Here is a 26,790-nt window from a genome sequence, read left to right as displayed (position 1 = left end):
TGTCCAACGCTGAACCGCAGCAGAACCACAAGTTCACCTGGAGCTCTCCATGAAGGTCATCGTCCTCGGCGCCGGCATCATCGGCATCCACACCGCCTGGTACCTGCTGGACCAGGGTCACGATGTCGTCGTCGTCGACCGCCAGCCCGATGCGGCGCTGGAAACCAGCTTCGCCAACGGCGCGCAGATCTCGGTCTGCTTCTGCGAACCCTGGGCCAACGCCGGTGCGCCGTTCAAGGTCGCCAAGTGGCTGCTGAAGGACGATGCGCCGCTGCTGTTCCGCCCGCGCATGGATCCGGCGCAATGGCGCTGGGGCCTGTCCTTCCTGGGCCAGTGCACGACGGCCGCGTTCGAGCGCAACGTCGAGCAGCTCGTGCGCCTGGGCCGCTACAGCCACGAGTCGCTGCAGTCGCTCGTCGCGGACACGGGCATCGAGTACAACCGCCTGCAGAAGGGCATCCTGCACTTCTTCGGCAGCGAGGCCGACTTCGAGGCCGGCGCGCAGGGCGCCGAGATCATGCGCCGCCACGGCGTCGACCGCCGCGTGCTGAGCCGCGACGAGGTGCTGGCGATCGAGCCCGCGCTGCGTTCGGCGCAGCATGCGGTGTTCGGCGGCACCTACACGCCGAGCGACGAATCCGGCGACGCGCGCGTCTTCACGCAGGCGCTGGCGAAGCTGGCCGAGAAGCGCGGCGCGCAGTTCCTGTGGAATCACGACATCGTGACGCTGCAGCCGCAGGGCGGCGCACAAGGCAACGAGATCGCCGGCGTGCAGATCCAGTCGCGCGAGACCGGCCAGACGCAATGGTTGAAGGGCGACGCCTATGTCGTGGCGCTGGCGTCGTACGCGCCGGCGCTGACCAAGTCGCTGGGCGAGCACCTCAACATCTATCCGGCCAAGGGCTACTCGGCCACGCTGCGGCTGAAGAAGCCCGAGCAGGCCAGCACCGTCAGCCTGCTGGACGACGCGCGCAAGATCGCGATCTCGCGCCTGGGCGACTTCGTCCGCATCGCCGGCACGGCCGAGCTGGTGGGCCTGGACACGAGCCTGGACAGCCCGACCTCCAAGGTGCGCTGCGAATCGCTGGTGCGCCGCTACGAGGAGTTGTTCCCCGGCGTCGCCGACCTGTCCGAGCCGAACTTCTGGACCGGCCTGCGCCCGAGCACGCCGACCAACGTGCCCTACATCGGCCGCAGCCAGAAGGCGTCCAACCTGTGGATCAACGCCGGGCACGGGACGCTGGGCTGGACGCACGGCGCGGGCTCCGGCCGCGCGCTGGCGGAACTGATGAGCGGGAAACGTCCGGAACTGGACTTCGGCTTCTACGGCGACGCGCTGCCCGCCAAGGCGGTCCGCAACTTGCAACCGGCCTGATCCGACCGAACCCCTGACGGCGTCATCCGGGCGCCCGAACCCCTGAAACCAGGGCGCGGCTAGAATCCGCGCCCTTTTCGCATTTCCGCCGCGCCGCCATGTCCTCTCCGCTTTCCGACCTGCCGCGCGATTTCTGCGCCATCGACTTCGGCACCTCCAATTCGGCGGTCGCCGTGCCCGACGCAGGGCGCCCCGGCGCCATGCGCCTGGTGCCGCTCGAAGACGGCAAGGTGACCATGCCGACGGCGGTCTTCTACTTCGCCGAGGGCCGCCACGACGCCGACGGCCCGCCGCGCGCCTTCGGCCGCGCGGCCATGAGCGCCTATGTCGAGGGCACCGACGGCCGGCTGATGCGCTCGATGAAGAGCATCCTCGGCTCCAGCCTGATCGATCAGGTCACCGACGTCGGCGGCGGCCGCGGCGTGAAGTACATCGACATGCTCAGCGGCTACCTCAAGCGTCTGCGCAAGCAGGCCGGCGCGTCCGACGCCGGCGGCCACGAGCCCCGCCGGGTCGTGCTGGGCCGGCCGGTCTATTTCGTCGACGGCGAGCCCGAGCGCGACGCGGCGGCGCAGGCCTCGCTGGCCGCGGCCGCGCGGGCGGTCGGCTTCGAGGACGTGCATTTCCAGTTCGAGCCGATCGCCGCCGCGTTCGACTTCGAGCAGCAGGCCGATCGCGAGCAGCTCGTGCTGGTCGCCGACATCGGCGGCGGCACGTCGGACTTCTCGATCGTGCGTGTCGGCCCCGACCGCGCGAAGCGGTTGGACCGCCGCGACGACATCCTCGCGAGCCACGGCGTGCACATCGCCGGCACCGACTTCGACCGCCACATCGAGCTGACCGGCATCCTGCGCGAATTCGGCTATCGCGCGCTCGGCCCCGCCAAGCCGGGCCAGACGCCGCGCGAGGTGCCCAGCGGCGTCTATTTCGATCTCGCCACCTGGCACCTGATCAACACCTGCTACAGCCCGCAACGCGTGCTGGAGCTGCGCAACATGAAGGGCTTCTACGGCGACCCGCGCCATCACCAGCGGCTGATGACGGTGCTGGACGAGCGGCTCGGCCACGAACTGGCGAACCGCGCGGAAGACGCCAAGATCGAAGTCGCCGGCGGCGGCGATTGCATGATCGACCTGCAGCTGATCGAGTCCGGCCTGACGGTGCCGCTCTCCGAAGCCGTGGCGCTGGAATCGCTGCGCGGCGACATCGAGCGCATCGCGCAGGCGGGCCGCGAGACCGTCGAGCGCGCGGGGTTGAAGCCGTCGGACATCGACGCGCTGTACTTCACCGGCGGCTCGACCGGCCTGACCGTGCTGGCCGATCGCATCGCGGCGGACTACCCCGACGCCAAGACGGTGCGCGGCGACCGTTTCGCGTCGGTCGCGACCGGTTTGGGCCTGCATGCGGCGCGTCTGTTCGCTGCGTGATTCGGACGTGAGGCCGCAGGCCTGAAACCTCGGGATCACCCCGAGGGCTGACGTCGGACATCGGGGGAGGGCGCTGCTAGATTGCCGCCTTCCCCTGTCTTCACGGTGTCGACACATGCCCAAGCCTCGCGCCTCGTCGCTGATCCCGCTGATTCCGCTGACCCTGTCCCTGTCCGCCGCGTTCGGTGGTCTTTCCGCGATCGCGGCACCGGCGGAAGAGGCCGCGTCGACCTCGGCCCTGACCTCCGCGGCGACCCTGGCACAGATCTACCAGCAGCCGTCCGAGGCGATCCGCGCGGTGCTCGACGCCAAGGCCCTGCCGGTCTATCAGGTCTCGCCGGACCAGCGCACGCTGGCCATCATCGTCAACCGCAAGTCCCGTGCGATCGTCGAGCTGGCCCGGCCCGTGCTGCGTCAGGCCGGGCTGCGTTACGACCCGGCCACCGACAGTCCGCAACTGATCACGACCATCGAGTCGCTGTCGCTGCGACCGCTCCAGAACGGCGCGAGCGGCGTGGCACGTCCCGTCGTGCTGCCGACGGGCGGCGCGTTCCATCACCTGCGTTTCTCGCCGGACGGCAAGCGCTTCCTGCTGAACCGTCGCACGGACACGGCCGTCGAGCTGTGGGTCGGCGACGTCGCGACGGGCAGGCTCAAGGCGGTGCCCAGGCTCAAGCTGCACACGATGCTCGAGAACGACGTCGTGTGGCTCAACGACCATGAGCTCGTCACGCTGACCGTGCCGGCCAGGCGCGGTCCGGCGCCGACCTTCGCCGCGCCGTCGGGGCCGTCGATCCAGGAATCCATCGCGCGCAACTCGCCGGAGCGCACGCAGCAGGACCTGCTGACCAATGCGCAGGAGGCGGCCGTCTTCGCGCATCACGCGACCTCGCAGCTGGCGCGCATCGACCTGAACTCCGGCGCGGTGCGGCCGGTCGGCGAGCCCGCACTCTTCAGCCATCTCGAAGCGCTCGGCACGCCGGGTCAGGTCTTGACGATGCGACTGCTGCCGCCGTTCAGCTACCAGGTGGGCTGGGACGACTTCGCGGCCCAGGCCGAGGTCCGCGGCGTCGACGGCAAGGTCGCGTCCATCGGCAAGGTGAAGCTGAAGGAGGGCGTGCCGGTGGAAGGCGTGATCACCGGCCCGCGCAACTTCTTCGCGTCGCCCGGCGCGGACGGCGCGGTGTACTGGGTCGAGGCGCTGGACGGCGGCGACAACCGCGCCCAGGTGCCTCATCGCGACCGGCTGATGCGCCTGGACGCGCCCTACACCGGCGAGGCACGCGAGGTGCATCGCGTGCCGCAGCGGCTCTCGCGGCTCGAGTTCCTCGAAGGCGGCAGGCAGGCGCTGGTGCAGGACTTCGACCTGGCGAAGATGCGCACGTCGACGGCGCTCGTCGCCATGGACGGGGCGTCACCGGCGCAGTCGCTGATCGAGCGCTCCGTGCGGGACCGCTATCGCGACCCCGGCACGCCGGTCCATCGCATGCAGTCGACGGGACGCGCGGTGGTGCGACTGGACGGCGATGCGATCTGGTACTTCGGCACCGGCGCGAGCCCGGAGGGCGACAAGCCCTTCATCGACCGGCTCGTGCTGGCGGACAACAGGAAGACGCGGGTGTTCCAGTCCGGCTCCGAGGCCAACGGCGGCGACAGCGCGCATTACGAGCGCCCGCTGGCCGTGCTCGACACCGAAGGCGCGAGCGTCCTGACGGTGCGCGAGAGCGCCAGCGAGCCTGGCAACGTGATGCTGCGCGGCGGCGCGGCGCTCGCGACGGCCCAGGTGCTGACCGAGGCCAAGGATCCCTCGCCGCAACTGCGCGACATCCAGCGCGAGTTCGTCCGCTTCAAGCGCGCGGACGGCGTGGAGCTCTCGTTCTGGCTCTACAAGCCGCCGGGCTACAAGGCCGGCGAGCGCCGCCCGACCTTCGTCTGGGCCTATCCGCTCGAGTACACCGACGCCTCGACGGCGGGCCAGGTGAGCGGCTCCGGCAACCGCTTCAACAGCTTCGCGAACACCAGCCCGCTGATGCTGCTGCTGGACGGCTACGTGGTGCTGATGGACGCGACGATGCCGGTGGTCGGCGATCCGAAGACGGTGAACGACAGCTTCATCGCGCAGATCACGGCCAACGCGCAGGCGGTCATCGACAAGGCGGTGGAGCTCGGCGTCAGCGACCGCGAGCACATGGTCGTCGGCGGCCACAGCTACGGCGCGTTCATGACGGCCAACCTGCTGGCGCACACCCACCTGTTCAAGGCGGGCATCGCGCGCAGCGGCGCCTACAACCGCAGCCTGACGCCCTTCGGATTCCAGAGCGAGCGTCGCACCTACTGGGAAGCGCAGGACGTCTACCAGAAGCTCTCGCCGTTCAACTACGCCGACAAGCTCAAGGAGCCGCTGCTGCTCATCCACGGCGAGGCGGACAACAACTCGGGCACCTTCCCGATCCAGAGCGCGCGGCTGTACCAGGCGCTGGCGGGCACAGGCGGCTCGGTGCGCTACGTGACGCTGCCGTTCGAGTCGCACGGCTACTCGGCGCGCGAGTCGGTGGGTCACACGCTCTGGGAGATGAGCGAGTGGATGAAGCGCCAGGTCGGACCCGGCGCTCCGATTCCTCAGCCCTGAAGGCGGAGCGCCGACGACCTCAGCGCAGGCGACGCGGCGGTGGTCCGCCGCGGCCGCCCGGCCCCCGCGGTGGCCGCCGGGCCGCTGCGGCTTGGACGCGGGAATCGGCCGGGACACGTCGGCCAGCAGCAGGCTGGCGCGCACCAGGCTTTCGACCGCGTCGTCGAGCTCTTCCGGCGGCTCCAGGCTCTCGATTTCCACGAGCAGCGCGTCCGCATCCTCGAGGTCGTCGGGGTCCAGATGCATGTAGAGCTGGGCGAGCGGCTCGGTGAGTTCGGTCTCGTCCAGGTTCATCAGCGCGGGGAACAGGTCCGCGGCGAGCGCGAAGCCGGCGACCCACGGCAGCACGGTCTCGGAGGCCGACGCGTCCTCATCGAGTTCGAAGACCCACGGATCGAACCACTGGCGATCATTGATCGCCAGCCGGAGGTCGTGCTCGCGGCGCTGGACGAGCTGCAGCAGCGGCCGCGCGTCGTAGCGGGCGGGGGCGGGCCGGCCTTCCTCGGAGTCGAGCACCCAGCGCCACCAGTCGGACAGCGGGACGGGCTTGGGCTGCAGGATCACCGCGACCAGGAAGCCGTCGAGCATCGAGACGTCGAGCGGTTCCAGCGGCGCGGGCACCTCGTCGAGCAGGGATTGAAGCTCTTCGAGATCGGCATCGCTCCAGGCTTCGGGCGGCGCGGCGGGCGCCATGGCGGCGGACGGCGCGGGCGGCCCCGATGGCGCAAAACCCTGCTGTGGCCGCGGACCCCGCGACGGCGTGCCGGCCTTGGCGGGTCCCCCGGAAGTCTTCGGGGCGGGCCGGCGAGGCGCGGATTTGTTGGGGTGCTTGGGCGCGGTCATGGATTGTGATTATCCGGGCGGGCCCGTCCAGGCAGGGGGTTCGCCGGTCTTCCGTTCGCCGCCGCACGGAAGTCATGGTCCGGAAGAGGCAAGGCTGGCGAGTTTTTTCGTAATGCGGAGTTGCTCTTACACCTGCTGACCATTTCATGCAGGTATCCCACCTTGAGGGGATGCCGCATGCTCAGGGTTCGCCCTAGAGTTCATCTCACGCCCTCCAACGGCGCGGTCCGCAAGGCCCCGATGGACGGCACCGATCCCAACGACGTCCTTTCTAGGACTTGCAACGCCCGGTCAGCTCTGCTGGTCGGGCGTCCTTTTTGTGGGTCGGTCAAGAGGACCTTTCGCGACGCTACTATCCCGCGCCATGTCCACGCTGATGACTCCGCCTGAACAGGTGCATCTGGCGCCAGTGAGCGCCGACGACGCCGAAGCACTTGTCGCCCTGCGCATCGCTGCCATGCGCGAAAGCCTCGAGCGCATCGGCCGCTTCGATCCCCAGCGTGCCCGAGAGCGTTTCCTGTCGAGCTTCGACCCGGCACGCACGCGCCACATCGTCGTCGACGGACGGCGCGTCGGCTTCGTCGTCACGACGCCGCAGACGGCGTACCTGTCGCTGGACCACCTCTACATCGATCCGGCCAGCCAGGGTCGCGGGCTTGGCGCGGCGGTGCTGGCGGACGTCTTCGAGGAAGCGCGGCGGCTCGGGCTGCCGGTCAGGGTCGGTGCGCTGAAGCAGAGCGACTCGAATCGCTTCTATCAGCGCCACGGGTTCGCGCTGGTCGACGAAGGCGAGTTCGACTGCTACTACCTGCGTCCCGCCGAGACTCTCATCTCGTTGAAGTCCTGGGATGCCTTGACCGATGCCGAACGGCAGGCCGTCTCGGCGCTGTCGGTGACCCAGGAGCAGATCGAATTCGCCGGCAGTGTCGAGCGGGCCATGCAGGTGTGCGATGCCAGCGCGGAGGGCCAGGTGGCCGGGCTGGCGATCGTCGAACAGCCGATCGTCGGCTTCCTCGTCCTGAAGCGCGGCGCGAGCCTGCCCGCCTGGGCGCAGGCGTCGGACGCCGTCATCAGCGCGATGCGGATCGACCTCGCGCACCAGGGCAAGGGCTTCGGCACCTTGGCGCTCCGTGCCGTTGTCGATTGGGTCCGGCAGCAGTGGCCGGAGGCGAGGCGCCTGGTGCTCTCGGTCGACGAAGGGAACACGCCCGGACGGCGTGCCTATGAGAAGGCCGGGTTCATCGACGCAGGCGTGCGTGAGCAGGGCCGCATCGGGTGGGTCCGGTACATGGCCCGGACGCTCGGCTAGGGCCGACGGCAGGCCGGTCGCGGGAAGCGGACGTCAGACCGTCGGCGCGGCTTGATCAGGCTGGACGGCCAGCACCTGGCACGTCGCCAGCAGCGCCCGCAATTGAGCGGCATCCAGTTCCGCCACCAGCCAGGGGCCGTGACCGACGGGATCGATGGTCACCTTCTCCGCCTGCAATGCGCGCCGCAGGTCGGCCAACACCTTCGGACCCGACCTCGCCTTGATGAGCACGCGCACGGTCTGGGTCGGCGTGCGGTCCATGGTGGCGAGCAGCGCCTCGGCGCCTTCGATGCGATCCATCGCGGAACACTCCTGCTGGGAAGCCGCCGGGCGGGCGGCGGAGGCCGCCGTCGCGCCCGGGCCGCCGACCACCGCGCCGCCTTCCCCCACCACCACGGCGGCCATGACCGCCAGGGCGGCGATCAGTCCGACCGGCAGGGGGATGCGGGACAGACGCGGTGACCGGGACTTCATGGCTGCGCCGTGACGATGGTGCTGGTGGCCGGATTGTTGTCCAGCATCACCCAGCCCGGGCAGCTGCTGCCCGAGCACGCCGCGCCGGTCGACCGCCAGATGCGGCCGTTGCCGTGCCGCTGGAACAGGCCGCTCGCGGTCGCCTCGATCTGCACCGTGGCGCCGTTGTTGTCGAGCATCGTCCAGCCCGGGCAGCTGTTGCCCGAGCAGGCCGCACCGGTGGAGCGCCAGATCTTGCCGTCCGCGTGGCGCTGGAACAGACCACCGACATTGGCCGCGATCTCGCGCGCCGCCGGGTTGTTGTCCAGCATCGTCCAGCCGGGGCAGCTGTTGCCCGAGCAGACCACGCCGGTGGAGCGCCAGATCGCGCCGGTGTCATGCAGCTGGAAGAGTTGTCCGCCCGCCGCCGCCAGCGCCTTGGTGTGCGCGTTCTTGTCGAGCATGGTCCAGCCGGGGCAGCTGCTGCCCGAGCAGGCCGTGCCGGTGGACCGCCAGATCGCGCCGGTGTTGTGCAGCTGGTAGAGACGCGTGCCGTCCGCGACGATGTCGACCGCGGCCGGGTTGTTGTCGAGCATCGTCCAGCCCGGGCAGCTGTTGCCGGAGCAGGCGGCGCCCGTCGAGCGCCAGATCTTCCCGTCCGCATGCCGCTGGTAGAGCGCCGTGCCGCCCGCCGCGATCTGCTTGGTCGCGGGGTTGTTGTCCAGCATCTGCCAGCCCGGGCAGGAGGCGCCGCCGCAGCGGATGCCGGTGTAGCGCCAGATCTTGCCGTCGGCATGCAGCTGGTACAGCGCGTTGCCGCCGGCCGCGATCGCGCGTGTGGCGGGGTTCGCGTCGAGCAGCACCCAGCCCGGGCACGCGGTGCCGGAGCAGGCCACGCCGGTATGGGCCCAGATGCGGCCGTTGGCGTGCATCTGGAACAGCATGCCGGCCGACAGCGCGAAGGGCTGCGGCGCCAGCTGGTTGACGGCCGCCTCGATGTTGATCCGGCGGCGCGTGACGCCGTTGCGGCTGTCCGTGATCGCGACGCCCGTCGACTGCAGCGCGCCGAGGATGTCGTTGACGTTGGCGCCCGGCACCATCGAGCGGATCGCGGCGAAGGCGCCCACGACGTGCGGCGTCGCCATCGAGGTGCCGCTCTTCACGCCGAAGCCGCCGCCGGTCACCGACGAGTTGATGCTCGATCCCGGTGCCAGGATGTCGACCAGCGTCGAGCTGTTGGAGAAGCTCGAGATGCCGTCGGTCTTCGTCGTCGATCCCACCGTCACCGCGGTCGAGATGCAGCCCGGCGCGCTGACGCCGGTCGACGCGCCGTTGTTGCCCGAGGCGATCACCGTCGCCACGCGCGCCGCGAGCAGGTCGTCGATGACGTCCTTGCGGGCGTCCGCGTCGCAGGCCGCCGCGTTCACGCCGCCGCCCAGGCTCATGTTGGCCGCGACGATGTTGCGGGCGGCGGCCCGCTCCAGCACGCGCTGCAGGCCGCGGATCTGGTCCGAGGTGAAGCTCAGGATGCAGGGCGAGGCCTTGCCCTGGCTCGCGCAGGGCGTGTTCCCCGGTGAGTCGGTGAAGCGCGAGAACACCTGTATGGCCATGATGCCGGCGTCGGGCGCCATGCCGTTGAAGGTGGTGGCGCCGCTGGCGCGGCCCGCCGCGATGCCGGCCACGTGCGTGCCGTGGTCGCAGCCGCTGATCGCGCAGGCCGCGCCGGAGCCGGCGGCGGTGCTGCTCGAGGCGCCGCCCGGGCACACCGAAGTCGAGTTGTTGGCCGCCGACGTCGTCGAGAAGCAGGCCTCCTCCACCACGCGTCCGGTCAGGAACGGATGGTTGGACTGCACGCCGGTATCGAGGATCGCGACCGTGGTGCCCGCACCCCGGGCGCCGAGCGCCTGGGCCTGCGGCGCCCGCACGAGCGGGCCCGAATCGGCCAGCGTCGTCGGCACCGGGACGTCCTCGGTGAGTTCGGCCACCTCGCCGTTGGCGACGAGCGCGTCCAGCTGCGCGGCGTCCACCTCCATCACCACCAGCGCGGTGTCCGGCAGGCCTGCCACGGCCTCCGCACCGCGCGCCCGCAGACGCAGCACCAGCTGGTCACGCGCGACGCGGATGGCGGGCGTTTCGCCCAGGGCGCGCAGCGGCTCGGCGCTGACGCCGTCGCCGGTCGCGAGGGCGGACAGCCTGGCGATCACGCGCACCTTGCGCGGCGACTGCAAGGCCTTCGCCCGCAGCGCGGCATAACCGGCCACGCGCAGGGTCTCCCCCGTGCGCAACTGCACGCCCGGCACCAGGTCGGCGTCCGGCTTGAGGGTTTGTGCCGCGGCCGGGTTCATGCCCAGCAGGGCGGCGGTTGCACCGCACAGGGCCGCCCAGGCGGCCATGCGACGACGCATCGTTGACAACGAATTCATACCTGTCTCCTGACGGCCAACATCGACCGCCCGGGGCGACTTTCGGCGGCGGCGCCGCGCAAAAAACTGTCGCTCTAGGGATGACTGCCCCCATGGGAGGGAGGTGGAGGCCCCACGGGTAAGGGGTAGCTCCCCACTGTGGGGGAGGCCGGTCAATACCCCTCGCGCATGACTCCCTTGAGGTGGTCGATCAGCAGGCGCACCCCTTGTGGGGTGTGGCTGCTCCACGGGTGGATCGCGTAGATCGCATCGCCGAAGAAACCGACTGCGCGCCAGTCGGGCAGCACCTCGACCAGCTGGCCCTCCCGCATCGCGTCCCGTGCGCTGAAGTCCGGCAGCAGCGCGATGCCGAGGCCTGACAGTGCCCCGTCCCGCAGCACCTCGCTGTTGCTCGCGCGGACGTGGCCCTGGACCGGCACGCGGATGCGCTCGGGCTCCGCATCACCGTCGCGCCGTTCGAAGAACCACTGCGCCGGCCCTGGCCGCAGGTAGGGCAGGCAGCGGTGTCGCGCCAGTTCCGCCGGATGCTGCGGAACGCCGGCCTGCTCCAGATAGGCCGGACTTGCCGTGAGCAACGCGCGTGAGCCGCAGAGCCTGAAGGCCACATGCGTCTCCGGCGGCGCACTGGTGTGCCGGATCGCCAGGTCGAAGCCCTCCTGCGCCAGCGGCACCAGCCGGTCCGACAGGTCGAGTTCGATCCGCAGTTCCGGATAGCGCTCGAAGAACGCCGGCAGCGCCGGGGCCACGTGTTGCCTGCCGAGCGCCACCGGGGCGGTCACGCGCAGCAGCCCGCGCGGTGCGCCCGCGGCCTCGCGCGCTTCGCTCAGGCTGCGGCTCAGCAGCGCGAGACCCGGCTCCGCCTGTTCGACGAGCCGCGATCCCGCCTCGCTGAGACGCACCGAACGCGTCGTGCGCTGCACCAGCTGCTGGTCGAGGTGCCGTTCCAGCTCCGCCACCCGCTGGCTGATCGCCGCCTTCGACAGGCCCAGACGCTGCGCCGCCTTGGTGAAGCTGCCGAGCCGCGCCACCGCGATCAGCGCCTGCAGCTGGGACCACAGCAACTCATCCCGTGCGTCGCCCCGGAGGGGCGCGGAGCCTGCGGCTTCCTGCGGCGCCGCAAGCGTGGTCGCTGCAGACACCCCGGTACCCAGGGCCGAAGGGGAAAGGGGGCGGGAGGGGGAACGGCGGGTCATGATTGTTCAGTCTATCGAACAATGTGGTTGGCGATCTGGGCTAGGCAGGGGAGGGGGCGGTGCCTAGACTCGTTCCCACCCCAACAGGTCCGCGCGGCAGCGAGGGCCCCAGAAGCAGGAGACCGCCGTGACCTCGTCCGCCAACGCCCCCGCCGCCTTCACCGACGGTGCCGACATCACCCATTTCATCGCCGGCGAGCGGGTGCCGGCCACGTCCGGCCGCAGCCAGGCGGTCTTCAATCCGGCGACCGGGCAGGTGGCGCGGCAGCTCCAGCTGGGCAGCGCCGACGACGTGAACACCGCCGTCGCCGCCGCGCAGGCCGCGTTCCCCGCCTGGGCGGACGCGCCACCGCTGCGCCGGGCGCGCGTGATGTTCAAGTTCCTCGAGCTGCTGAACCAGCACCGCGACCGCCTCGCCGCGATGATCACCGCCGAGCACGGCAAGGTCTTCACCGATGCGCAGGGTGAAGTGAGCCGCGGCATCGATGTCGTCGAATTCGCCTGCGGCGTGCCGCAGCTGCTCAAGGGCGACTACACCGAGCAGGTCTCCACCGGCATCGACAACTGGACCACGCGCCAGGCGCTGGGCGTGGTCGCCGGCATCACGCCGTTCAACTTCCCGTTCATGGTCCCGATGTGGATGGCGCCGCTGGCCATCGCGACCGGCAACGCCTTCATCCTCAAGCCCAGCGAGCGCGATCCGTCGCCCAGCCTGGCCATCGCCGAGCTCTTCAAGCAGGCCGGCCTGCCCGACGGGATCTTCCAGGTCGTGCAGGGCGACAAGCAGGTGGTCGACGCGCTGCTGCACCATCCCGACGTGCGGGCGCTGAGCTTCGTCGGCTCCACGCCGATCGCGCAGTACATCTACGAGACGGGCGCCCGCAACGGCAAGCGGGTGCAGGCGCTCGGCGGCGCGAAGAACCACATGGTCGTCATGCCCGACGCCGACATCGACCAGGCCGTCGATGCGTTGATCGGCGCCGCCTACGGCTCCGCCGGCGAGCGCTGCATGGCGATCTCGGTCGCGGTGCTGGTCGGCGACGTCGGCGACCGCATCGTGCCGCTGCTGGCCGAGCGCGCGAAGGCGCTCAAGATCAAGAACGGCATGGCGCTCGACGCCGAGATGGGGCCGATCGTCACGCGCGAGGCGCGCGATCGCATCGAGGGCACCATCGCCCACGGCGTCGAGGAAGGCGCGACGCTGGTCGTCGACGGCCGCGGCCATCGCGTCGACGGACTGCCCGACGGCTTCTTCACCGGCGGCACGCTGTTCGACAACGTGCAGCCGACGATGCGCATCTACAAGGAAGAGATCTTCGGCCCGGTCCTCGCCTGCGTGCGGGTCAAGGATTTCGGCGAGGCGCTGGACCTCGTCAACGCGCACGAGTTCGGCAACGGCGTCGCCTGCTTCACCAGCGACGGCAATGTCGCCCGCGAGTTCGCGCGTCGCGTGCAGGTCGGCATGGTCGGCATCAACGTGCCGATCCCGGTGCCGATGGCCTGGCATGGTTTCGGCGGCTGGAAGAAGAGCCTCTTCGGCGACATGCACGCCTACGGCGAAGAGGGCGTCCGCTTCTACACGAAGCAGAAGAGCGTCATGCAGCGCTGGCCCGCCAGCATCGCCAAGGGCGCCGAGTTCGTGATGCCGACGAGCAAGTGAGCGGTGCGGCGGCATGACCTCGCTGGCGGGATCCGTCCGCGAATGATGTCCCCAGGCAACTGATGCCCACGCGATGCTCGGCGTTCTGCCGGGATCGCGTCGATGTTGGGCTAACCTTGCCGGATGTTTCCGCATGGTGTCCCCTCTTCCGATCCCACCTCCGCGGCTGCCTTCGACGGCCTGCCGCTGAGCGAGCTGCTTGAGCGCGCGCGTCTCGCGCAGCAGCAGGCGCGGCTCGACGACGGCGTCGTGCTGGCCGATGCGATCTGGACCCGCGCCGATGCCGAGGGCTTCATCAACGAGCAGGCCGAGGCCGGCAAGCTGCGCAGCTTCTTCCGGCTGCGCATGGGCGACCTGCCCGGCATGCTCGACGTCGGCGAGCGCGCGCTGCGCCTGATGCGTCCGTTGGGCGCCAGCCCCGCGATGTGCGAGCTGCTGCGCTGGATGAGCCTCGCGGCCTGCGAGCTCGGCGCCTACGAACAAGGACTGGCCTGCGCGCATGAGGCGCTGAAGCTCGCCGGCGAGCTCGGCGACGTGCGGCTGCACGCCGTCGCGCTGAACGGGCTCGGCGCCTGCTTCGAGCGCATGGGCGACCCGTGGCAGGCCGAGCGCCTGATGAGCGAGGCCGCGGGCCTGCTCCGCACCAACGCCACGCCGTTCGAACGCGTGGTCACGCTGACCAACCTGTGCACCGTCGCCATCGGCGCCTACCACCTGCAGCGCGACGGCGCCGCACCGGAGCAGGCGACGCGCACGCTCGAACGCGCGCTCGAACTCGCCCGCGAAGCGCGGCCGCATTCGCTGCAACTCGCCGACCGCTACGGCATCGCGCTGACCGCCTCCAACTTCGGCGAGGTGCTCCTGTTGATGGGGCGTCTCGACGAAGCCGAGCCGCTGCTGACGGAGGCTCGCGACGAGTGCGTGCGAGCGGGCTTCCGGCTGCTGGATTGGCGCCTGCGCTGCATGCTCGCCGAGCTGCAACTCGCGCGTGGCCAGGCCACCGCCGCCTGGCAGCAGTTGCAGGCCCTGCGCGACGAGACCGAACAGGGCGCGAGCGGTCACGTGCCGGCCACGCCCGCGACACCCATCGCGCCCACCACGCCCACCACGCCCACGACGCCGGGGCATCCCCCGCTGAGCGACGTCCCGCTGTTCCTGCGCGTGCGCCTGCACCAGGCCAGCTATCGAGCCGCGAAGGCGCTCGCGCTGCTGGGACCGTCGCTGTTCCACCTCGAGCAGGCGCGCACGCTGGAGCGTCGCCGTGCGGTCTCCCAACTGATGGCGCAATCGCAGTACTTCGTCTCGCGCATGGAGGCGGAATTCGCTGCCGACCCGGCCAGCGTCGCCGCACGCGATGCCGCCGAGTTCAAGGATCCGCTGACGGGTCTGGGCAACCGTCGCTGCCTGGAGGCGCGCCTGCCGCCGCTGCTGCGCACGGCGGAGCAGGAATCCCGGCCGCTGACCGTCGCCCTGATCGATGCCGACGGCCTGCGCAACATCAACGAGCGCCACGGTCACGAGATCGGCGACCGTGTGCTGCAGGAACTCGCCGAACTGCTGCGCGAGAACACGCGCGGTTCCGACCTGCTGCTGCGCTGGAGCGGCGAGGAGTTCCTCGTCGTGTTCCCCGACACCATCGCGGACCGCGGCTTCGAGGTCTGCGAGCGCATCCGCGCCAGCGTCTCGGTGCATCCGTGGAACGAGCTCGCGCCGGGCCTGGACGTGACGCTGAGCATGGGCCTGGCGAGCGCGCCGCCCTACGCGACCGATCTCCTCATCGCGCGCGCCAGCGCCGCCGTCGACCGCGCGAAGCACCTCGGCCGCAACCGCGTCGCCCTGGCTTGACCCGGCCACGCTGCCGCGCGGATCTCTTCTCGCCGAGATCAACGACTCCCACTGGGGCCGGCATGGGGCTTGGAGTCCCTGGAGGGGCGCCCCACGCCCCGTGGAGAGCCCGCGCTTGGCCCGCGCTTGGGATTCGAACGAGGCCCGGCCTGAAGACCGCACAAGGTGACAGGTTTTGCCTCAGCCCCTCTCGAGACTGTTTCTACAATGAGAACAGTTCTCATCTGGCAGGTAAATCCCTGTCGATGAGCGTCCAGCCAGCCTGATCTTCCGCTCCATCGCGCCCGGCAACGCCTGTTGCCCGCGTCGCGCGACCCCGGAGCCGATCCCGCAAGCCTTCGTCCTCCACCTCCCTCCCCGGGGCTGGTGCGCTTGCGCGCGCCGGTATGCGGGCTCACGCCTGCTCGATGCTGCTCTTTCCCATGTCACGCTCCTCCCGAACCCCTGTCGCGGCCGCCGTCGCGTTCCTCCTGTCCGCCGGTGCCGCCGTGGCCCAGTCGACGCCGGTGCCTGCCCACGATGCCGATGCGCCGGACGCGCAGGCGGCCGAGGCCGCCGCTGAATCCTCCGGCGAAGGCGCGACCCGCGCCGACCGCCGTCGCGCGCTCGACCGCGTGACCATCAGTGCCGCGCGCAAGAAGCTCGAAGGCGCGAGCACGCGCCTGCCGCTGACCGCGCGCGAGACCCCGCAGTCGATGAGCAGCCTCGACGCGAGCCGCCTCGAGAACGAGACGCTGATCAGCATCAACGACGTGATGCAGAACATCACCGGCGTGAACGTGTCGTTCTACGACACGCAGCGCCCGCTCTATTTCGCGCGCGGCTTCCAGATCACCGACTTCCAGATCGACGGCGTGCCGACCTACAGCGGCGGCACGCAGCAGGAGTACGACACGGTCTTCTACTCCCGCATCGACGTCGTGCGCGGCGCCAACGGCCTGACCACCGGCGCCGGCATTCCGTCCGCGACGGTCAACATGATCCGCAAGCGGCCGGAGAAGGTCTTCTCGGCCTACGGCGGGCTGGTGATGGGCTCGAACGATTTCCACCGCGTCGAGGCCGACCTCAACACGCCGATCACCCGTGATGGCCGCGTGCGCGCGCGCCTGATCGCGTCGGCACAGGAGAAGGACGGCTACCGCGACCGCCACAGCGAAACCAAGACCGCCTTCATGGCGACGGTCGAGGCCGACCTGACGGACAGCACGACGCTGACGCTCGGCTACCAGGACCAGAACAACGTGCCCAAGGGCCCGATCTGGGGCACGATCCCGCGCTTCGCCTCGGACGGCTCGCTGGCCGGCCTGCCGCGCGAGACCAGCTTCTCGCCGCCGTGGACGCGCTGGTCGCGCCACAATGGCACGGCCTATGCGCAGCTCGAGCAGAAGCTGGGCGGCGACTGGACCTTGAAGGCCATCGCCAATCACAGCGAGGGCAACACCTTCAGCCTGCGCACCTATGCCAGCGGGTATCCGGATCCGAAGACCGGCGCGGGGCTCAAGCTGCTGGCGGCCGTCGGCAAGAGCTGGGAGAAGCGCGACAGCCTCGACCTCTACGCCTCGGGCACGCTCGACCTGTTCGGACGCAGGCACGATCTGGTGATCGGCGCCAACGGCGTGAAGACGACCACGACCACGCCGACGCTGACCTCGGTCGCCTCGTGGAGCTACAACATCCCCGACATCCGGACCTGGGACGGCAACGCGCCCGCGCCGACCTTCAGCGCCACCGGCGCGAAGCGCGTCGCCGAGACCGAGCAGAGTGGCGTCTTCGCGATGGGCCGCTGGAAGCTGCTGGAGCCGCTGTCGCTGATCACCGGCGCACGGCTGAGCTACTGGAAGACCGGCACCGACGCGTTCAATGCGGCCGGCAACTTCACGGCCCGGACCGGCGCGTACAAGGTCACCGACGAGGTGTCGCCGTACTTCGGCGTCGTCTACGACCTCACCGAGGCCGTCTCGTTCTACGCCAGCTACACCGACCTGTTCAAGCCGCAGAACTACAAGGACAAGAACGACAACCTGCTGGCGCCGGTCCGCGGCAGCAACACCGAGTTCGGCCTCAAGGGCGAGTTCCTCGACAAGCGCCTGGCGGTATCGGCCGCGGTGTTCGAGGCCAAGCAGGACAACTACGCGGTGCGCGACTCGTCGGTGCCGGAAGGCACGCTGCCGGACGGCGGCTCCGCGTACATCGGCGTCAATGGCACGAAGACCAAGGGCTTCGAGGTCGACGTCGCCGGTCAGCTGGCGCCCGGCTGGACCCTGAACGCGGGCTATGCCAACACGCGCATCACGCGCAATGCGCTGGACCTGATCTATGCGAACCTGCCGCGCCACACGGTGCAGCTCAGCACCAGCTACCGGCTGCGCGGCGCGTGGGAGCGGCTCACCGTCGGCGCCGGGGTGAACGCCCAGAGCAGCGTCGCGGGCTACGGCATTCCGCATCCGACGCTGGGCACGGTGACCGTCACGCAGGGCAGCTACGTGCTGTTGAACCTGCATGCCAACTACCAGCTGAACGACCACTTCAGTCTGGGCCTGTCGGTCCGCAACGCGCTCGACAAGACCTACTGGGCCAACCTCGACTATCCCAACTACGGGGATCCGCGCAGCGTGATGCTGAGCGTGCGCGGCCGGTTCTGACGCGGCGACCCGGCGGGGCGCCGGGTCGCACCGCTCCGGCGGAATGGCTCAGCGCGCCGGTCGTGGCGCCGGCTCCAGCTCCACCGCCTGCACCACGTTGCGCCCCTGACCCTTCGCCCGGTAGAGCGCCTGATCGGCCCGCTTGAGCACCTCGGCGGCGCTGGCGTCCTCGGGGGCGGACTCGGCGATGCCGAAGCTCGCCGTCAGCGGCCAGGCCTGACCTTCCCACGTGAACGGGTGCTCCGCGAGCAAGGCCCGCATCCGCTCCGCCACCAGCGCGGCACCGGCGATGCCGGTGTCGGGCAGCAGCGCGCAGAACTCCTCGCCGCCCAGGCGGGCGAAGCGGTCCACCTCGCGCAGGCAGGGCCGCAGCAGCGCCACGAGCGACTTCAGCGCCGCGTCGCCGGCCGGGTGGCCGAGCGTGTCGTTCAACAGCTTGAACCGGTCCATGTCCAGCAGCACCAGCGCATAGCCATGACCGCGCATCTGGCGCGCGTGTTCGAGGTCCACCGCCTCGGACAAGGCCCGGCGGTTGATCGCGTCGGTGAGTGGATCGCGCTCGGTCAGCCGGCGGATCTCCAGCACCAGCTTCATCAGCAGCAAGAAGGCGATCCAGCCGTTGATCAGCAGCGCCAGCACCAGCGAGGCCCACAGCCACGCGAGGTTGAAGGCGCTGGCCACGTCGATGTCCTCGGTGCGGCCCGGCGCGAGCGCCGCCTCCAGCGGGCGCGAGAGCAGCAGCAGACCGACGACCACCAGCGGCGAGGCCAGCAGCAGCGCCGCGCGCACATGGAGCCCGCGCGCCCGCATCAGCCGCCAGGCATCGACGGCCGCCAGCAGCGCGAGCACGCACATCGTGCCGAAGAGGATCAGCTTGTGCGGCAGCGTTTCCGGCCCGTGCGTGAAGAGCGCGGTGAGCAGGCCGACGCCGATGATCACGAACAGCGTGGCGCGCCACGGCGCCGGCCGGTCGCCGACCAGCGGGACCGTCACGCGGATGAAGCCGAAGGCGGCCACCGACAGGAAGTCCGACCAGCCGTAGGTCATCCGCGGCACCAGGCCGAGCGCGTCGTGCAGCAGGAAGGACGCACCGAGCGCCCCGTTCGCGGCGGCGACGCTCGCGCAGGCCCAGGGCGACTCGCGCAGGCCCACCGCCATCATCAGCCAGACCGTCGCCGCGACGCCGAACAGCACCACCAGCGCGGCGATCAGCGAGACCGGGTCGGCGACGGGCAGCATCAGGCGAACTCCGCCTCGCCGGCGGCGCTGAGCACGCGGTTGCGTCCGCGCGCCTTGGCCGCGTACATGGCCGCGTCGGCCCTCGACAGCGCGCCGTGGCCGTTGGCGTCGCCCGACCGCATCGTCGCCACGCCGAAGCTCGCGCTGATCGGCCAGATCTTGTCGCCCCAGGCCAGCGGCTGCCGCTGCAGCAGGTCACGCAGCCGTTCGGCGACCAGCAGCGCGCCGTCGAGGTCGGTGTCGGGCAGCAGCACCGCGAACTCCTCGCCCCCCAGGCGGCCGATGCAGTCCGCATCGCGCAGCGTCTCGCCGAGCACGGCGGACAGATGCTGCAGCGCGGCGTCGCCGCCGGCATGACCGAGTTCGTCGTTGATGCGCTTGAAGTGGTCGACGTCCAGCACCAGCACGGCGTTGCGCCGGCCCCGGTCGGTCCGCGCCTGCATGCGGGCGAGGTGCTCCTCCAGCGCGCGGCGGTTGAGCAGGCCGGTCAGCGCGTCGCGCCGCATCAGGTGGCGCACCCGCGCGATCAGGCGCTGGATGACGAGTGCGATCAGCCCGGTGGCCATGGTCACGTCCACGACGAGGATCAGCATGACCAGCGGCACGTTGGTGCCGGGTCCCGCCAGGACGTACGCCGGAGAGAGCCAGCCGAGCAAGGTCGCCGTGCGCCAGATGCAGACGATGGCGAAGGCCACGAAGGGCAGGACCAGGACGCTGGTGAGCGCGATGCGGAAGCCCGTGCCGATGGCCACGTCGCGCGCCGCCATCAACGCCAGCACGCCGACGATGAAGTTGGAGAAGGCGCGGGCCCGGTCGGGATCCGGATCGCCGGCGGTGCAGGCGACGGCGACGACGCCGAGCAGGACGATGGCGATGATGTCGCGGGCGTTGTCGCGATCCCGCGTGAGGGCGCGGGCGCCCGCGGTGAGGAAGCCGGCGGCGACGAGGTCCAGCGGCAGGCCGACCAGCCGCTCCATCGACGCCGGCAGCGCGGGCCACCAGCTCAAGGCGAGCAGGCCGTGATGGGCGGAGATCCGACGCGACGCGCGCGGCGCGATGCGCAGCACATCGCCGAGCGCGAGCCAGACGACACACGCGACGGCGTCGATCACGGCGATCACCATCAGCAGCGTGGCGGCGTCGAGCGGCGGCATGCGGACCATCATCGCAAAGCGGTGTCGCGCGCACAATCGCGCGCATGACGAATGATGTCCCTGACTCCGAGGGGGCCGCTCCCCCGCCGCGACGATCCATGCCACCGATCGCCCGGTCACGCTGATCACCGGCGCGGGCCGCGGCATCGGCGCGGCGACCGCGCTGCTGCTGGCGCCGGCTGACCGGCCTGGTGAACAACGCCGGCATGGTGGGGCGCATGGCCTCGCTGGCGGGCCTCACGCCCGATCGCATCCGGCGCGTCTTCGAGGTCAACGTCTTCGGACTGATCTATTGCACGCAGCAGGCCGCCGCGCGGATGAGCACCGCGCACGGCGGACGCGGCGGCGCGATCGTCAACCTGTCGTCGCGCGCGGCGCAGCGCGGCTCGGCGAACCTCTATTCGGACTACGCCGCCAGCAAGGGCGCGGTGGACACGTTGACGCTGAGCCTCGCGCACGAACTGATCGGGCAGGGCATCCGGGTGAACGGCGTGCGCCCCGGGATCATCGAGACCGATATCCATGCCGACAGCCTCCCCGCGGAGACGCTTCCCGCGCTGCTGGCGGAGGCGGCAAAGGGCATTCCCATCGGCCGGCTCGGCCGCGCGGAAGAGATCGCCGAGGCGATCGCCTGGCTGATGTCCGACGCGGCGAGCTTCACCGTCGGCGCCACGCTGGACGTGGCCGGCGGGCGCTGAGACCGGCTGGACCGCCCCCGCCGGAGCGCGGCCATCACGGCGCGCCGGGCGCGGATCGCCCGTGACGCCCGGCGACCGCTCAGCGCCGTTCAGCGCCGTTCGACCAGGATCGGCGTCAGCGCCATCGACGTCCGGACGCGGTCCGCGGCAGCGCGGGCATCCTCGCGGCTCGCGAACGGGCCGGCCTGCAGCCGGTGCAGGTTCTTGTCCTTGAAGATCGTCAGCATCGGCGCGAGCTCCTCCATGCCGCGCGTGAAGCGCTCGCGCAGCTGCTCGGCGCCTTCCATGCGCGAGAACGCGCCGAACTGCAGCCAGTAGCCCTGGGCCGCCGCGGCGATCTTCAGCGCGGGCACCGGCGCCTGGGAATCGGTCGCGGCGATCGCACCGGCCGTGGCGACCGCCATCGCGTCGGCCTTGGACTGGCCTGACGGCGGCAGGTCGCTGCCGGGCGGCAGGGCCGTGATGGGAATCGGCGTCATCCCCGCGTCGGTCGTCGTCGCGGACGTGGGCGCCGTGGAGGTCGAGCCGGACGGGGCGTTGGGCGAGGCGGAGGTGGTGGGGCGATCCGCCTTGGCGACCGGCGGGATCACCGGCGTCGGCAGCGGCACCTGTGCCGGCACCGGCGTGACCGGCGGACGCAGTTGCGCGGTGGTCGTCAGGTCGGGCGCGCCGCTGGGCGTGGCCGCCGCATAGACGGGCGTGTCCGGCGCGACCTTCGGATCGGGCGACAGCGTGTCGCGGTCGCGCGTCCACGCGCCGGTGCGGATGTCCTCGTAGGTGATGCGCTCGATCTCCACCGGCGCCACGCCGTTGAGCACGTCCAGCTTGAGCGCGGCGGTGTAGCTCAGGTCGATGATGCGGCCCTTGTGGAAGGGGCCGCGGTCGTTGATGCGCACGATGATCTCGCGGCCGTTCTTCGGGTTGCGGACGCGGGCGTAGCTGGGGATCGGGATGGTCGCGTGCGCGGCCGTCATCGCGTACATGTTGTAGATCTCGCCGCTGGAGGTCGGCTTGCCGTGGAACTTGCGGCCGTACCAGGAGGCCAGGCCCTTCTGCACCAGCGGCTTGTCCTCGGCGATGGGCTCGTAGCGTTCGCCGAGCACCTCATACGGCTTGTTGGGGCCGCCCTTGCGGATGGATTCCAGCCTGGGCACGGCATCCGGGACCTTCTTGAGGTCGGGCGGGACGACGGCGTCGGGGCCGTCCCGGTCGGGCCAGGAGGAGACCTTGGCGCCGCCGGACGAGGATCGGTTGGAGGAGGGGCCAGGGCTGGCGCAGGCGGCCAGGATCAGGGCACACGTCAGGACGGTCAGGCGCTGACCGGCGGGGCGGGCTTCAAACATGGCCGCAACCCTAGCAATGCGGCGCGGATTTGCCAAGGTTATGCTGCGCGCTCGCTTCTTCCCTTTCATGATCGTTTCGATCGTTACGTCCGCACCGTCATGAGCACCTACATCTTCTCCCCAGCGCCGCAGGCCGCCGTGGCCGTGCGCGGCACCGACGCGCGTTACGCCGTCAGCCGCATCTTCTGCGTCGGCCGCAACTACGCCGCCCACGCCCGCGAGATGGGCAGCGACCCGGATCGCGAGCCGCCGTTCTACTTCACCAAGCCGGCCAGCGCGCTGGCGCCGTCGGGCGGCACGATCCCGTACGCACCGGGGACGAAGAACCTGCACTATGAGATGGAGCTGGTCGTCGCGATCGGCAAGCCGGTGTTCAAGGCGACGCCCGAGCAGGCCGGCGATGCGGTCTGGGGCTACGCCGCCGGACTGGACATGACGCGCCGCGACCTGCAGAACGAGGCCAAGGCCATCGGCCGGCCCTGGGACCTGGGCAAGGGCTTCGAGCACTCGGCGGTGATCACCGAGCTGGTGCCGCGTTCGGAGCAGGGCGACCTGACGAAGGGCGCGATCACGCTGGCGGTGAACGGCGTGGAGAAGCAGCGCGGCGACCTGTCGGACATGATCTGGAGCATTCCGGAGCTGGTGGCCAACCTGTCGCAGTTCTACCACCTGGAGCCGGGCGACCTGATCTACACGGGCACGCCGGAAGGGGTCGGTCCGGTGAAGCCGGGCGACCAGATCACCGGCGTGATCGAGGGCTTCGGCGAGCTGTCGATCACGATCGGCGAGGCCGAGTAACAACGTCAACTAGCAAGTTCAACGAGCGCAAGGCAGAGACCCGCGACGATGTTCGACCACAACGAGACCCTGGACGAGGCCCGCGCGCGCAACATCCGCGATGCGCTGTTCGAGGACGTCGGCGTCAGCGACTGGACCGCGCGGCTGGTGCCGGCGGGCCGGCGCGTGACGGCGCATGTCCGCGTGCGCGAAGCGGCGGTGCTGTGCGGGCGCGACTGGTTCGAAGGCGTGTTCCTCGCGCTGGACGGGTCGTCGCGGATCGAGTGGTCGTATGAAGAGGGCGCCGACATGGCGCCCGACACGGTGGTCTGCCGCATCGAGGCCGAAGGCCGGTCGCTGCTGTCGGCCGAGCGGCCGGCGCTGAACTTCCTGCAGCTGCTCTCGGGCACGGCGACGACGACGCGCGCGCATGCGCGCGCGATCGAGGGCGCCAGCCCGAACCCGCGCGGCTGCGCGGTGCTGGACACGCGCAAGACGCTGCCCGGCCTGCGGCTGGCGCAGAAGTACGCGGTGCGCGTGGGCGGCGGGGCGAATCAGCGCCTGGCCCTCTACGACGGGATCCTGATCAAGGAGAACCACATCGCCGCGGCCGGCGGCGTCACCCAGGCGCTGCAGCAGGCGCAGGCGCTGGAGGCCGGCGTGTCCATCCAGGTCGAGGTCGAGACCCTCGAGCAGCTGCGCGAGGCCTTGAACGCCGGCGCGGTCAGCGTGCTGCTGGACAACTTCAGCGAGCCGATGATGCGCGAGGCGGTGGCGATCGCCGGGGGTCAGGCCTTGCTGGAAGTGTCCGGCGGGGTGGCCATCGACCAGCTGCGCTGGATCGCGGCGACGGGCGTCGACCGCATCTCGGTCGGACGCCTGACCAAGGACGCGAAGGCGGTTGACTATTCGATGCGGGTCGACGGCTGACGCTGACTTCGATATCAGCGACTCCTGCAATTCGGCGCCATATTCGGCGCCGAAGCTCTTTCTGACACTGGCTGTCTTCCCAACCGAAGGAGACAGCAAGTATGGAAACAAGTGATGAAGCGATGGCACCGCGACTGTTCGAAGTCGTCGGGACCTTGCAAGGCAAGTCAGCCAGCCCCGAAGAGCGGATGGATCGGACTGAACGAGCCTCGAAAGCAATGTCGTCGTTTGGCCCCGATCGAATTGCCGCCTTTGTGGAGGAGGTGGTTGCGAGCTGTCCTTACTTTGGTGAGAAGGAGGCATTCCACCTGCAGCGGCTGCTGATGAAGTTGGAGCACTCGACGTCGCGATTCGGTCTGCTGGAGGTGCTCGATCGGTGTGAATCATCTGACTACGACAAGCTTCACCACCTTCTGTCGAGGTGGAGTGCGAGTTCAGCAAAGCTCGTTCTGGATGAGATCGAACAGCGACTAGCGCTCATCAATGAGCTGAGGCAACGAGTCGCGAAGGTGGGGGTGGACGAGCTTCATGAGCTTCAGCCCTTGTTCGAGCGCGGGCTGTGGATGTTTGGGGTCCAACTTGAGTCCGTCGAGTTCACGTCCAACTTGGGCATGTCCCGTGTCCTCCGCCAACTCTTCAAGGACAGCACCGGCAAGGGATCGCGCAACCGGCCCGACTTCATCGCCTTGCCCAACAGCAGCGTTGGCCTGTACGCCAAGCCGTCTTGGGACAAAGAACACGAGGTGAATGGTGTCGGGCAGGTGGTGGTTGTCGAGCTGAAGACGACGGACGTCGCCATCGGAGGCAAGGATGTCGATCAGGCCTGGAAGTACATCAAGGAACTCATGGAGCGCGGATACGTGCGCGTCGGTACTCGAGTAGATGCCTACGTGCTGGGCAATGAGATCGAACCATGTGAGGCGATGGTGGCGAAGAGGGGCGATTCCATCAGCATCGTGCCGATGTTGTACGAGACGCTGCTCACGCGCGCAGAGACGCGGATGCTGGGCCTTGACCGGCATCTCCGCCATGCGCCGTTCATGCTTGCGGCTTGACTGGGCGCCAGATTGGTCGGGCACCTTGCCAGTGCCCGCCACACCAAGCTTGTGCGCAACGGCGGTGCGCGGGTGTCGTTCTGGCTTGCATACAAGACAGATGAGCCTGGGAAGGCAGGGAGTACCCGCGCTGGCACGGAAGCTGCAAAGCCCCGTGCATGGGCATCACCGCCACCGACATCAGCCAACGCATCATCGATGCCGTGCTCGCGCAGAAGCTGGCGCCGGGCACGCGTCTCGGCGAGCAGCAACTCGCGCTGCTCTTCGACTGCAGCCGCACCATCGTCCGTGAGGCGCTGACCCGGCTCGCCGCGCGCGGCATCGTGACCGTCAGCGCGCGCCGCGGCTGGTATCTCATCGCTCCTTCGCGGGACGAAGCCCGTGAAGCCTTCGAGGCACGACGCGTCATCGAGCTCGGCCTGCTGCGCGGCCGACGCTCACTCGACAAACCCGCGCTCACGCGCCTGAAGAAACACCTCGCGCAGGAAAAGGCCGCCCTGCGCGGCGACGACATTGGCGCGCGCAGCTTCCTGCTCGGCGACTTCCACGTCTGTCTCGCCGAATGCCTGGGCAACAGCCTGCTCGCCGACACGCTGCGCGACTACACCGCGCGCACCACGTTGATCGCGATGCTCTACCAGTCGTCGCACGACGCCGCGCAGTCCTGCCAGGAGCACGTCGCCATCGTGGCCGCGCTTGAACAGGGCGATGCCGTCCGCGCCGAGGCGCTGATGGCCGAACACCTCGCCAGCGTGCAGGCCGGATTGCAGCTGGAGACGCAGACCGACGACCCGCTGCACCACCTGCGCCAGGCGCTATCGCCGTTGGCGTCGAGCGCCTCTGCATCGTCTTCCGTCTCATCGACTTCCGCCGCGCCGGCGCGCCGATCGCGCGCACGCACGGCGGCGGTCGACGCTTCCGATTCCGCCCCCGCCCCCTACCTAGGAGCCTTGTTATGAGCCACGCCGTCCGTCCCTCCGTCCGCGCTTTCCTGCCGCGTCGCCTGCTGCTGGCGGCGGGCCTCGGTCTCGGCCTGGGCGTCCTCTCGATGGGCGCGCAGGCGCAGACCGCGCTGGACACCATCACCAAGTCCAAGACCATCAAGATCGCGATCCCGACCGACTACCCGCCGTACGGCTTCGTCGGTCCCGACATGAAGCCGCAAGGCCTGGACGTCGCGATGGCCGAGCTGATCGCCGCCAAGCTCGGCGTGAAGGTCGAGCTGGTGCCGGTCACCAGCGCCAACCGCATCCCTTACCTGCAGACGAAGAAGGCCGACCTCGTCATCTCCACGCTCGGCAAGAACCCGGAGCGCGAGAAGGTCATCGCCTTCAGCTCGGCCTACGCGCCGTTCTATCAAGCGGTCTTCGCGCCCAAGAGCCTCGCAATCAAGAGCTTCGCCGACCTCGCCGGCAAGACCGTCGCCGTGACGCGCGGCGCGATGGAGGACCAGGAGCTCGCCAAGGTCGCGCCCACGACGCTGGAGTTCAAGCGCTTCGAGGACAACAACGCGACCATCGCCGCGTTCGCCGCTGGCCAGACGCAGGTGGTCGCCACCAGCGCCGCCGTCGCCGGCAACCTGATGCAGCGCCAGCCCGGCCTGAACATCGAATACAAGCTGCTGCTCAAGGACAGCCCGTGCTTCATCGGCGTAGCCAAGGGCGAAGACGCCCTGCTCGCGAAGGTCAACGCGATCGTCGCGGCGGCCAAGCAGGGCGGGGAACTCGAGGCGCTCTCCAAGAAGTGGCTGGGCCGCGGCGCGGGCGAGCTGCCGCTCTGAGCGGCGACCTGACCG

Annotated in this window: 19 protein-coding genes and 2 pseudogenes; 14 read left to right on the top strand and 7 right to left on the bottom strand. The window is 70.0% G+C overall.

Going from position 1 to position 26,790, the window contains the following annotated elements; genetic code table 11:
• The first annotated feature begins 49 nt into the window (after positions 1-49).
• The 3 genes from ACQ86G_RS06395 to ACQ86G_RS06385 all read left to right on the top strand — a co-directional run bounded on the left by ACQ86G_RS06395 (position 50) and on the right by ACQ86G_RS06385 (position 5,431).
• A complete protein-coding gene (locus ACQ86G_RS06395; protein ID WP_431259812.1) occupies positions 50-1,375 on the top strand; it encodes a D-amino acid dehydrogenase in 1,326 nt (441 codons plus the stop codon).
• A 98-nt stretch (positions 1,376-1,473) separates the two neighbouring features.
• Complete coding sequence (locus ACQ86G_RS06390; RefSeq protein WP_431259811.1) at positions 1,474-2,802, top strand: Hsp70 family protein; 1,329 nt, start codon at positions 1,474-1,476, stop codon at positions 2,800-2,802.
• A 115-nt stretch (positions 2,803-2,917) separates the two neighbouring features.
• Entirely contained in the window at positions 2,918-5,431 is a 2,514-nt protein-coding gene (locus ACQ86G_RS06385) for an alpha/beta hydrolase family protein (protein ID WP_431259810.1), read from the top strand.
• A gap of 204 nt (positions 5,432-5,635) precedes the next feature.
• Here the strand turns inward: ACQ86G_RS06385 and ACQ86G_RS06380 are convergent.
• A pseudogene (locus tag ACQ86G_RS06380) lies at positions 5,636-6,124 on the bottom strand (YecA family protein); the annotation flags it as partial.
• A gap of 526 nt (positions 6,125-6,650) precedes the next feature.
• On the opposite strand from ACQ86G_RS06380, the pseudogene ACQ86G_RS06375 reads away from it, so the two are divergent.
• Both ACQ86G_RS06375 and ACQ86G_RS06370 read left to right on the top strand, forming a co-directional pair.
• A pseudogene (locus ACQ86G_RS06375) lies at positions 6,651-7,100 on the top strand (GNAT family N-acetyltransferase); the annotation flags it as partial.
• A gap of 111 nt (positions 7,101-7,211) precedes the next feature.
• Positions 7,212-7,583, top strand: a complete 372-nt coding sequence (locus ACQ86G_RS06370; protein WP_431261348.1) for a GNAT family N-acetyltransferase — start codon at positions 7,212-7,214, stop codon at positions 7,581-7,583.
• 33 nt (positions 7,584-7,616) lie between these two features.
• On the opposite strand, the gene ACQ86G_RS06365 is transcribed toward ACQ86G_RS06370, so the two are convergent.
• The 3 genes from ACQ86G_RS06365 to ACQ86G_RS06355 form a co-directional block, all read right to left on the bottom strand.
• A complete protein-coding gene (locus tag ACQ86G_RS06365) occupies positions 7,617-8,057 on the bottom strand; it encodes a hypothetical protein (protein WP_431259809.1) in 441 nt (146 codons plus the stop codon).
• Complete coding sequence (locus ACQ86G_RS06360; RefSeq protein WP_431259808.1) at positions 8,054-10,459, bottom strand: S8 family peptidase; 2,406 nt, start codon at positions 10,457-10,459, stop codon at positions 8,054-8,056. Before ACQ86G_RS06360 ends, ACQ86G_RS06365 begins: the two co-directional genes overlap by 4 nt.
• A 152-nt stretch (positions 10,460-10,611) precedes the next feature.
• Positions 10,612-11,520, bottom strand: coding sequence for a LysR substrate-binding domain-containing protein (locus tag ACQ86G_RS06355; protein ID WP_431259807.1), 909 nt, complete (start codon positions 11,518-11,520; stop codon positions 10,612-10,614).
• A gap of 259 nt (positions 11,521-11,779) precedes the next feature.
• Between ACQ86G_RS06355 and ACQ86G_RS06350 the strand changes: the two genes are divergently transcribed.
• From ACQ86G_RS06350 to ACQ86G_RS06340, 3 genes are all read left to right on the top strand, one after another.
• Positions 11,780-13,312 carry a CoA-acylating methylmalonate-semialdehyde dehydrogenase gene (locus ACQ86G_RS06350; protein WP_431259806.1) on the top strand — a complete coding sequence of 511 codons (1,533 nt, stop codon included), beginning with the start codon at positions 11,780-11,782 and terminating at the stop codon, positions 13,310-13,312.
• Between the two features lie 123 nt (positions 13,313-13,435).
• Complete coding sequence (locus tag ACQ86G_RS06345; protein WP_431259805.1) at positions 13,436-15,157, top strand: diguanylate cyclase domain-containing protein; 1,722 nt, start codon at positions 13,436-13,438, stop codon at positions 15,155-15,157.
• A gap of 422 nt (positions 15,158-15,579) precedes the next feature.
• Positions 15,580-17,799: a TonB-dependent siderophore receptor gene (locus tag ACQ86G_RS06340; RefSeq protein ID WP_431259804.1), complete on the top strand. Its 2,220-nt coding sequence runs from the start codon at positions 15,580-15,582 to the stop codon at positions 17,797-17,799.
• Between the two features lie 48 nt (positions 17,800-17,847).
• On the opposite strand, the gene ACQ86G_RS06335 is transcribed toward ACQ86G_RS06340, so the two are convergent.
• The gene (locus ACQ86G_RS06335) at positions 17,848-19,038 is read right to left on the bottom strand and encodes a GGDEF domain-containing protein (protein ID WP_431259803.1); all 1,191 of its coding nucleotides are present in this window, start codon (positions 19,036-19,038) and stop codon (positions 17,848-17,850) included.
• On the bottom strand, positions 19,038-20,192 hold the full coding sequence (locus ACQ86G_RS06330; protein ID WP_431259802.1) for a diguanylate cyclase: 1,155 nt from the start codon (positions 20,190-20,192) through the stop codon (positions 19,038-19,040). Before ACQ86G_RS06330 ends, ACQ86G_RS06335 begins: the two co-directional genes overlap by 1 nt.
• Positions 20,193-20,371: 179 nt before the next feature.
• Here ACQ86G_RS06330 and ACQ86G_RS06325 point away from each other — a divergent pair, with 179 nt between their 5' ends.
• Positions 20,372-20,890, top strand: coding sequence for an SDR family oxidoreductase (locus ACQ86G_RS06325; protein WP_431261347.1), 519 nt, complete (start codon positions 20,372-20,374; stop codon positions 20,888-20,890).
• An 89-nt stretch (positions 20,891-20,979) separates the two neighbouring features.
• On the opposite strand, the gene ACQ86G_RS06320 is transcribed toward ACQ86G_RS06325, so the two are convergent.
• Positions 20,980-22,233, bottom strand: coding sequence for a septal ring lytic transglycosylase RlpA family protein (locus ACQ86G_RS06320; RefSeq protein WP_431259801.1), 1,254 nt, complete (start codon positions 22,231-22,233; stop codon positions 20,980-20,982).
• 99 nt (positions 22,234-22,332) lie between these two features.
• On the opposite strand from ACQ86G_RS06320, the gene ACQ86G_RS06315 reads away from it, so the two are divergent.
• The 5 genes from ACQ86G_RS06315 to ACQ86G_RS06295 all read left to right on the top strand — a co-directional run bounded on the left by ACQ86G_RS06315 (position 22,333) and on the right by ACQ86G_RS06295 (position 26,775).
• Positions 22,333-23,031 (top strand): fumarylacetoacetate hydrolase family protein, encoded by a 699-nt coding sequence (locus ACQ86G_RS06315; protein ID WP_431259800.1) that lies wholly within the window; start codon positions 22,333-22,335, stop codon positions 23,029-23,031.
• A gap of 48 nt (positions 23,032-23,079) precedes the next feature.
• Positions 23,080-23,940: a carboxylating nicotinate-nucleotide diphosphorylase gene (gene nadC / locus ACQ86G_RS06310; RefSeq protein ID WP_431259799.1), complete on the top strand. Its 861-nt coding sequence runs from the start codon at positions 23,080-23,082 to the stop codon at positions 23,938-23,940.
• A 101-nt stretch (positions 23,941-24,041) separates the two neighbouring features.
• Complete coding sequence (locus ACQ86G_RS06305; protein ID WP_431259798.1) at positions 24,042-24,995, top strand: hypothetical protein; 954 nt, start codon at positions 24,042-24,044, stop codon at positions 24,993-24,995.
• Between the two features lie 158 nt (positions 24,996-25,153).
• Positions 25,154-25,954, top strand: coding sequence for a GntR family transcriptional regulator (locus ACQ86G_RS06300; protein WP_431259797.1), 801 nt, complete (start codon positions 25,154-25,156; stop codon positions 25,952-25,954).
• Positions 25,951-26,775, top strand: a complete 825-nt coding sequence (locus ACQ86G_RS06295; protein WP_431259796.1) for a transporter substrate-binding domain-containing protein — start codon at positions 25,951-25,953, stop codon at positions 26,773-26,775. The genes ACQ86G_RS06300 and ACQ86G_RS06295 overlap by 4 nt, the downstream gene beginning before the upstream one ends.
• Positions 26,776-26,790: the final 15 nt, after the last annotated feature.

Origin of the sequence: Roseateles chitinivorans, from assembly GCF_050632145.1 — a bacterium.
In the GTDB taxonomy this organism is placed as follows: Bacteria; Pseudomonadota; Gammaproteobacteria; order Burkholderiales; family Burkholderiaceae_C; genus Roseateles; species Roseateles chitinivorans_B.
This window is presented reverse-complemented; position numbering and strand designations above follow the sequence as displayed.

Coding starts and splice junctions, on each gene's coding strand:
- ACQ86G_RS06395 (WP_431259812.1), top strand. CDS start 50: ATGAAGGTCATCGTCCTCGGCGCCGGCATCATCGGCATCCACACCGCC.
- ACQ86G_RS06390 (WP_431259811.1), top strand. CDS start 1,474: ATGTCCTCTCCGCTTTCCGACCTGCCGCGCGATTTCTGCGCCATCGAC.
- ACQ86G_RS06385 (WP_431259810.1), top strand. CDS start 2,918: ATGCCCAAGCCTCGCGCCTCGTCGCTGATCCCGCTGATTCCGCTGACC.
- ACQ86G_RS06370 (WP_431261348.1), top strand. CDS start 7,212: ATGCAGGTGTGCGATGCCAGCGCGGAGGGCCAGGTGGCCGGGCTGGCG.
- ACQ86G_RS06365 (WP_431259809.1), bottom strand. CDS start 8,057: ATGAAGTCCCGGTCACCGCGTCTGTCCCGCATCCCCCTGCCGGTCGGA.
- ACQ86G_RS06360 (WP_431259808.1), bottom strand. CDS start 10,459: ATGAATTCGTTGTCAACGATGCGTCGTCGCATGGCCGCCTGGGCGGCC.
- ACQ86G_RS06345 (WP_431259805.1), top strand. CDS start 13,436: ATGTTTCCGCATGGTGTCCCCTCTTCCGATCCCACCTCCGCGGCTGCC.
- ACQ86G_RS06340 (WP_431259804.1), top strand. CDS start 15,580: ATGTCACGCTCCTCCCGAACCCCTGTCGCGGCCGCCGTCGCGTTCCTC.
- ACQ86G_RS06335 (WP_431259803.1), bottom strand. CDS start 19,038: ATGCTGCCCGTCGCCGACCCGGTCTCGCTGATCGCCGCGCTGGTGGTG.
- ACQ86G_RS06330 (WP_431259802.1), bottom strand. CDS start 20,192: ATGCCGCCGCTCGACGCCGCCACGCTGCTGATGGTGATCGCCGTGATC.
- ACQ86G_RS06320 (WP_431259801.1), bottom strand. CDS start 22,233: ATGTTTGAAGCCCGCCCCGCCGGTCAGCGCCTGACCGTCCTGACGTGT.
- ACQ86G_RS06315 (WP_431259800.1), top strand. CDS start 22,333: ATGAGCACCTACATCTTCTCCCCAGCGCCGCAGGCCGCCGTGGCCGTG.
- nadC (WP_431259799.1), top strand. CDS start 23,080: ATGTTCGACCACAACGAGACCCTGGACGAGGCCCGCGCGCGCAACATC.
- ACQ86G_RS06305 (WP_431259798.1), top strand. CDS start 24,042: ATGGAAACAAGTGATGAAGCGATGGCACCGCGACTGTTCGAAGTCGTC.
- ACQ86G_RS06300 (WP_431259797.1), top strand. CDS start 25,154: ATGGGCATCACCGCCACCGACATCAGCCAACGCATCATCGATGCCGTG.
- ACQ86G_RS06295 (WP_431259796.1), top strand. CDS start 25,951: ATGAGCCACGCCGTCCGTCCCTCCGTCCGCGCTTTCCTGCCGCGTCGC.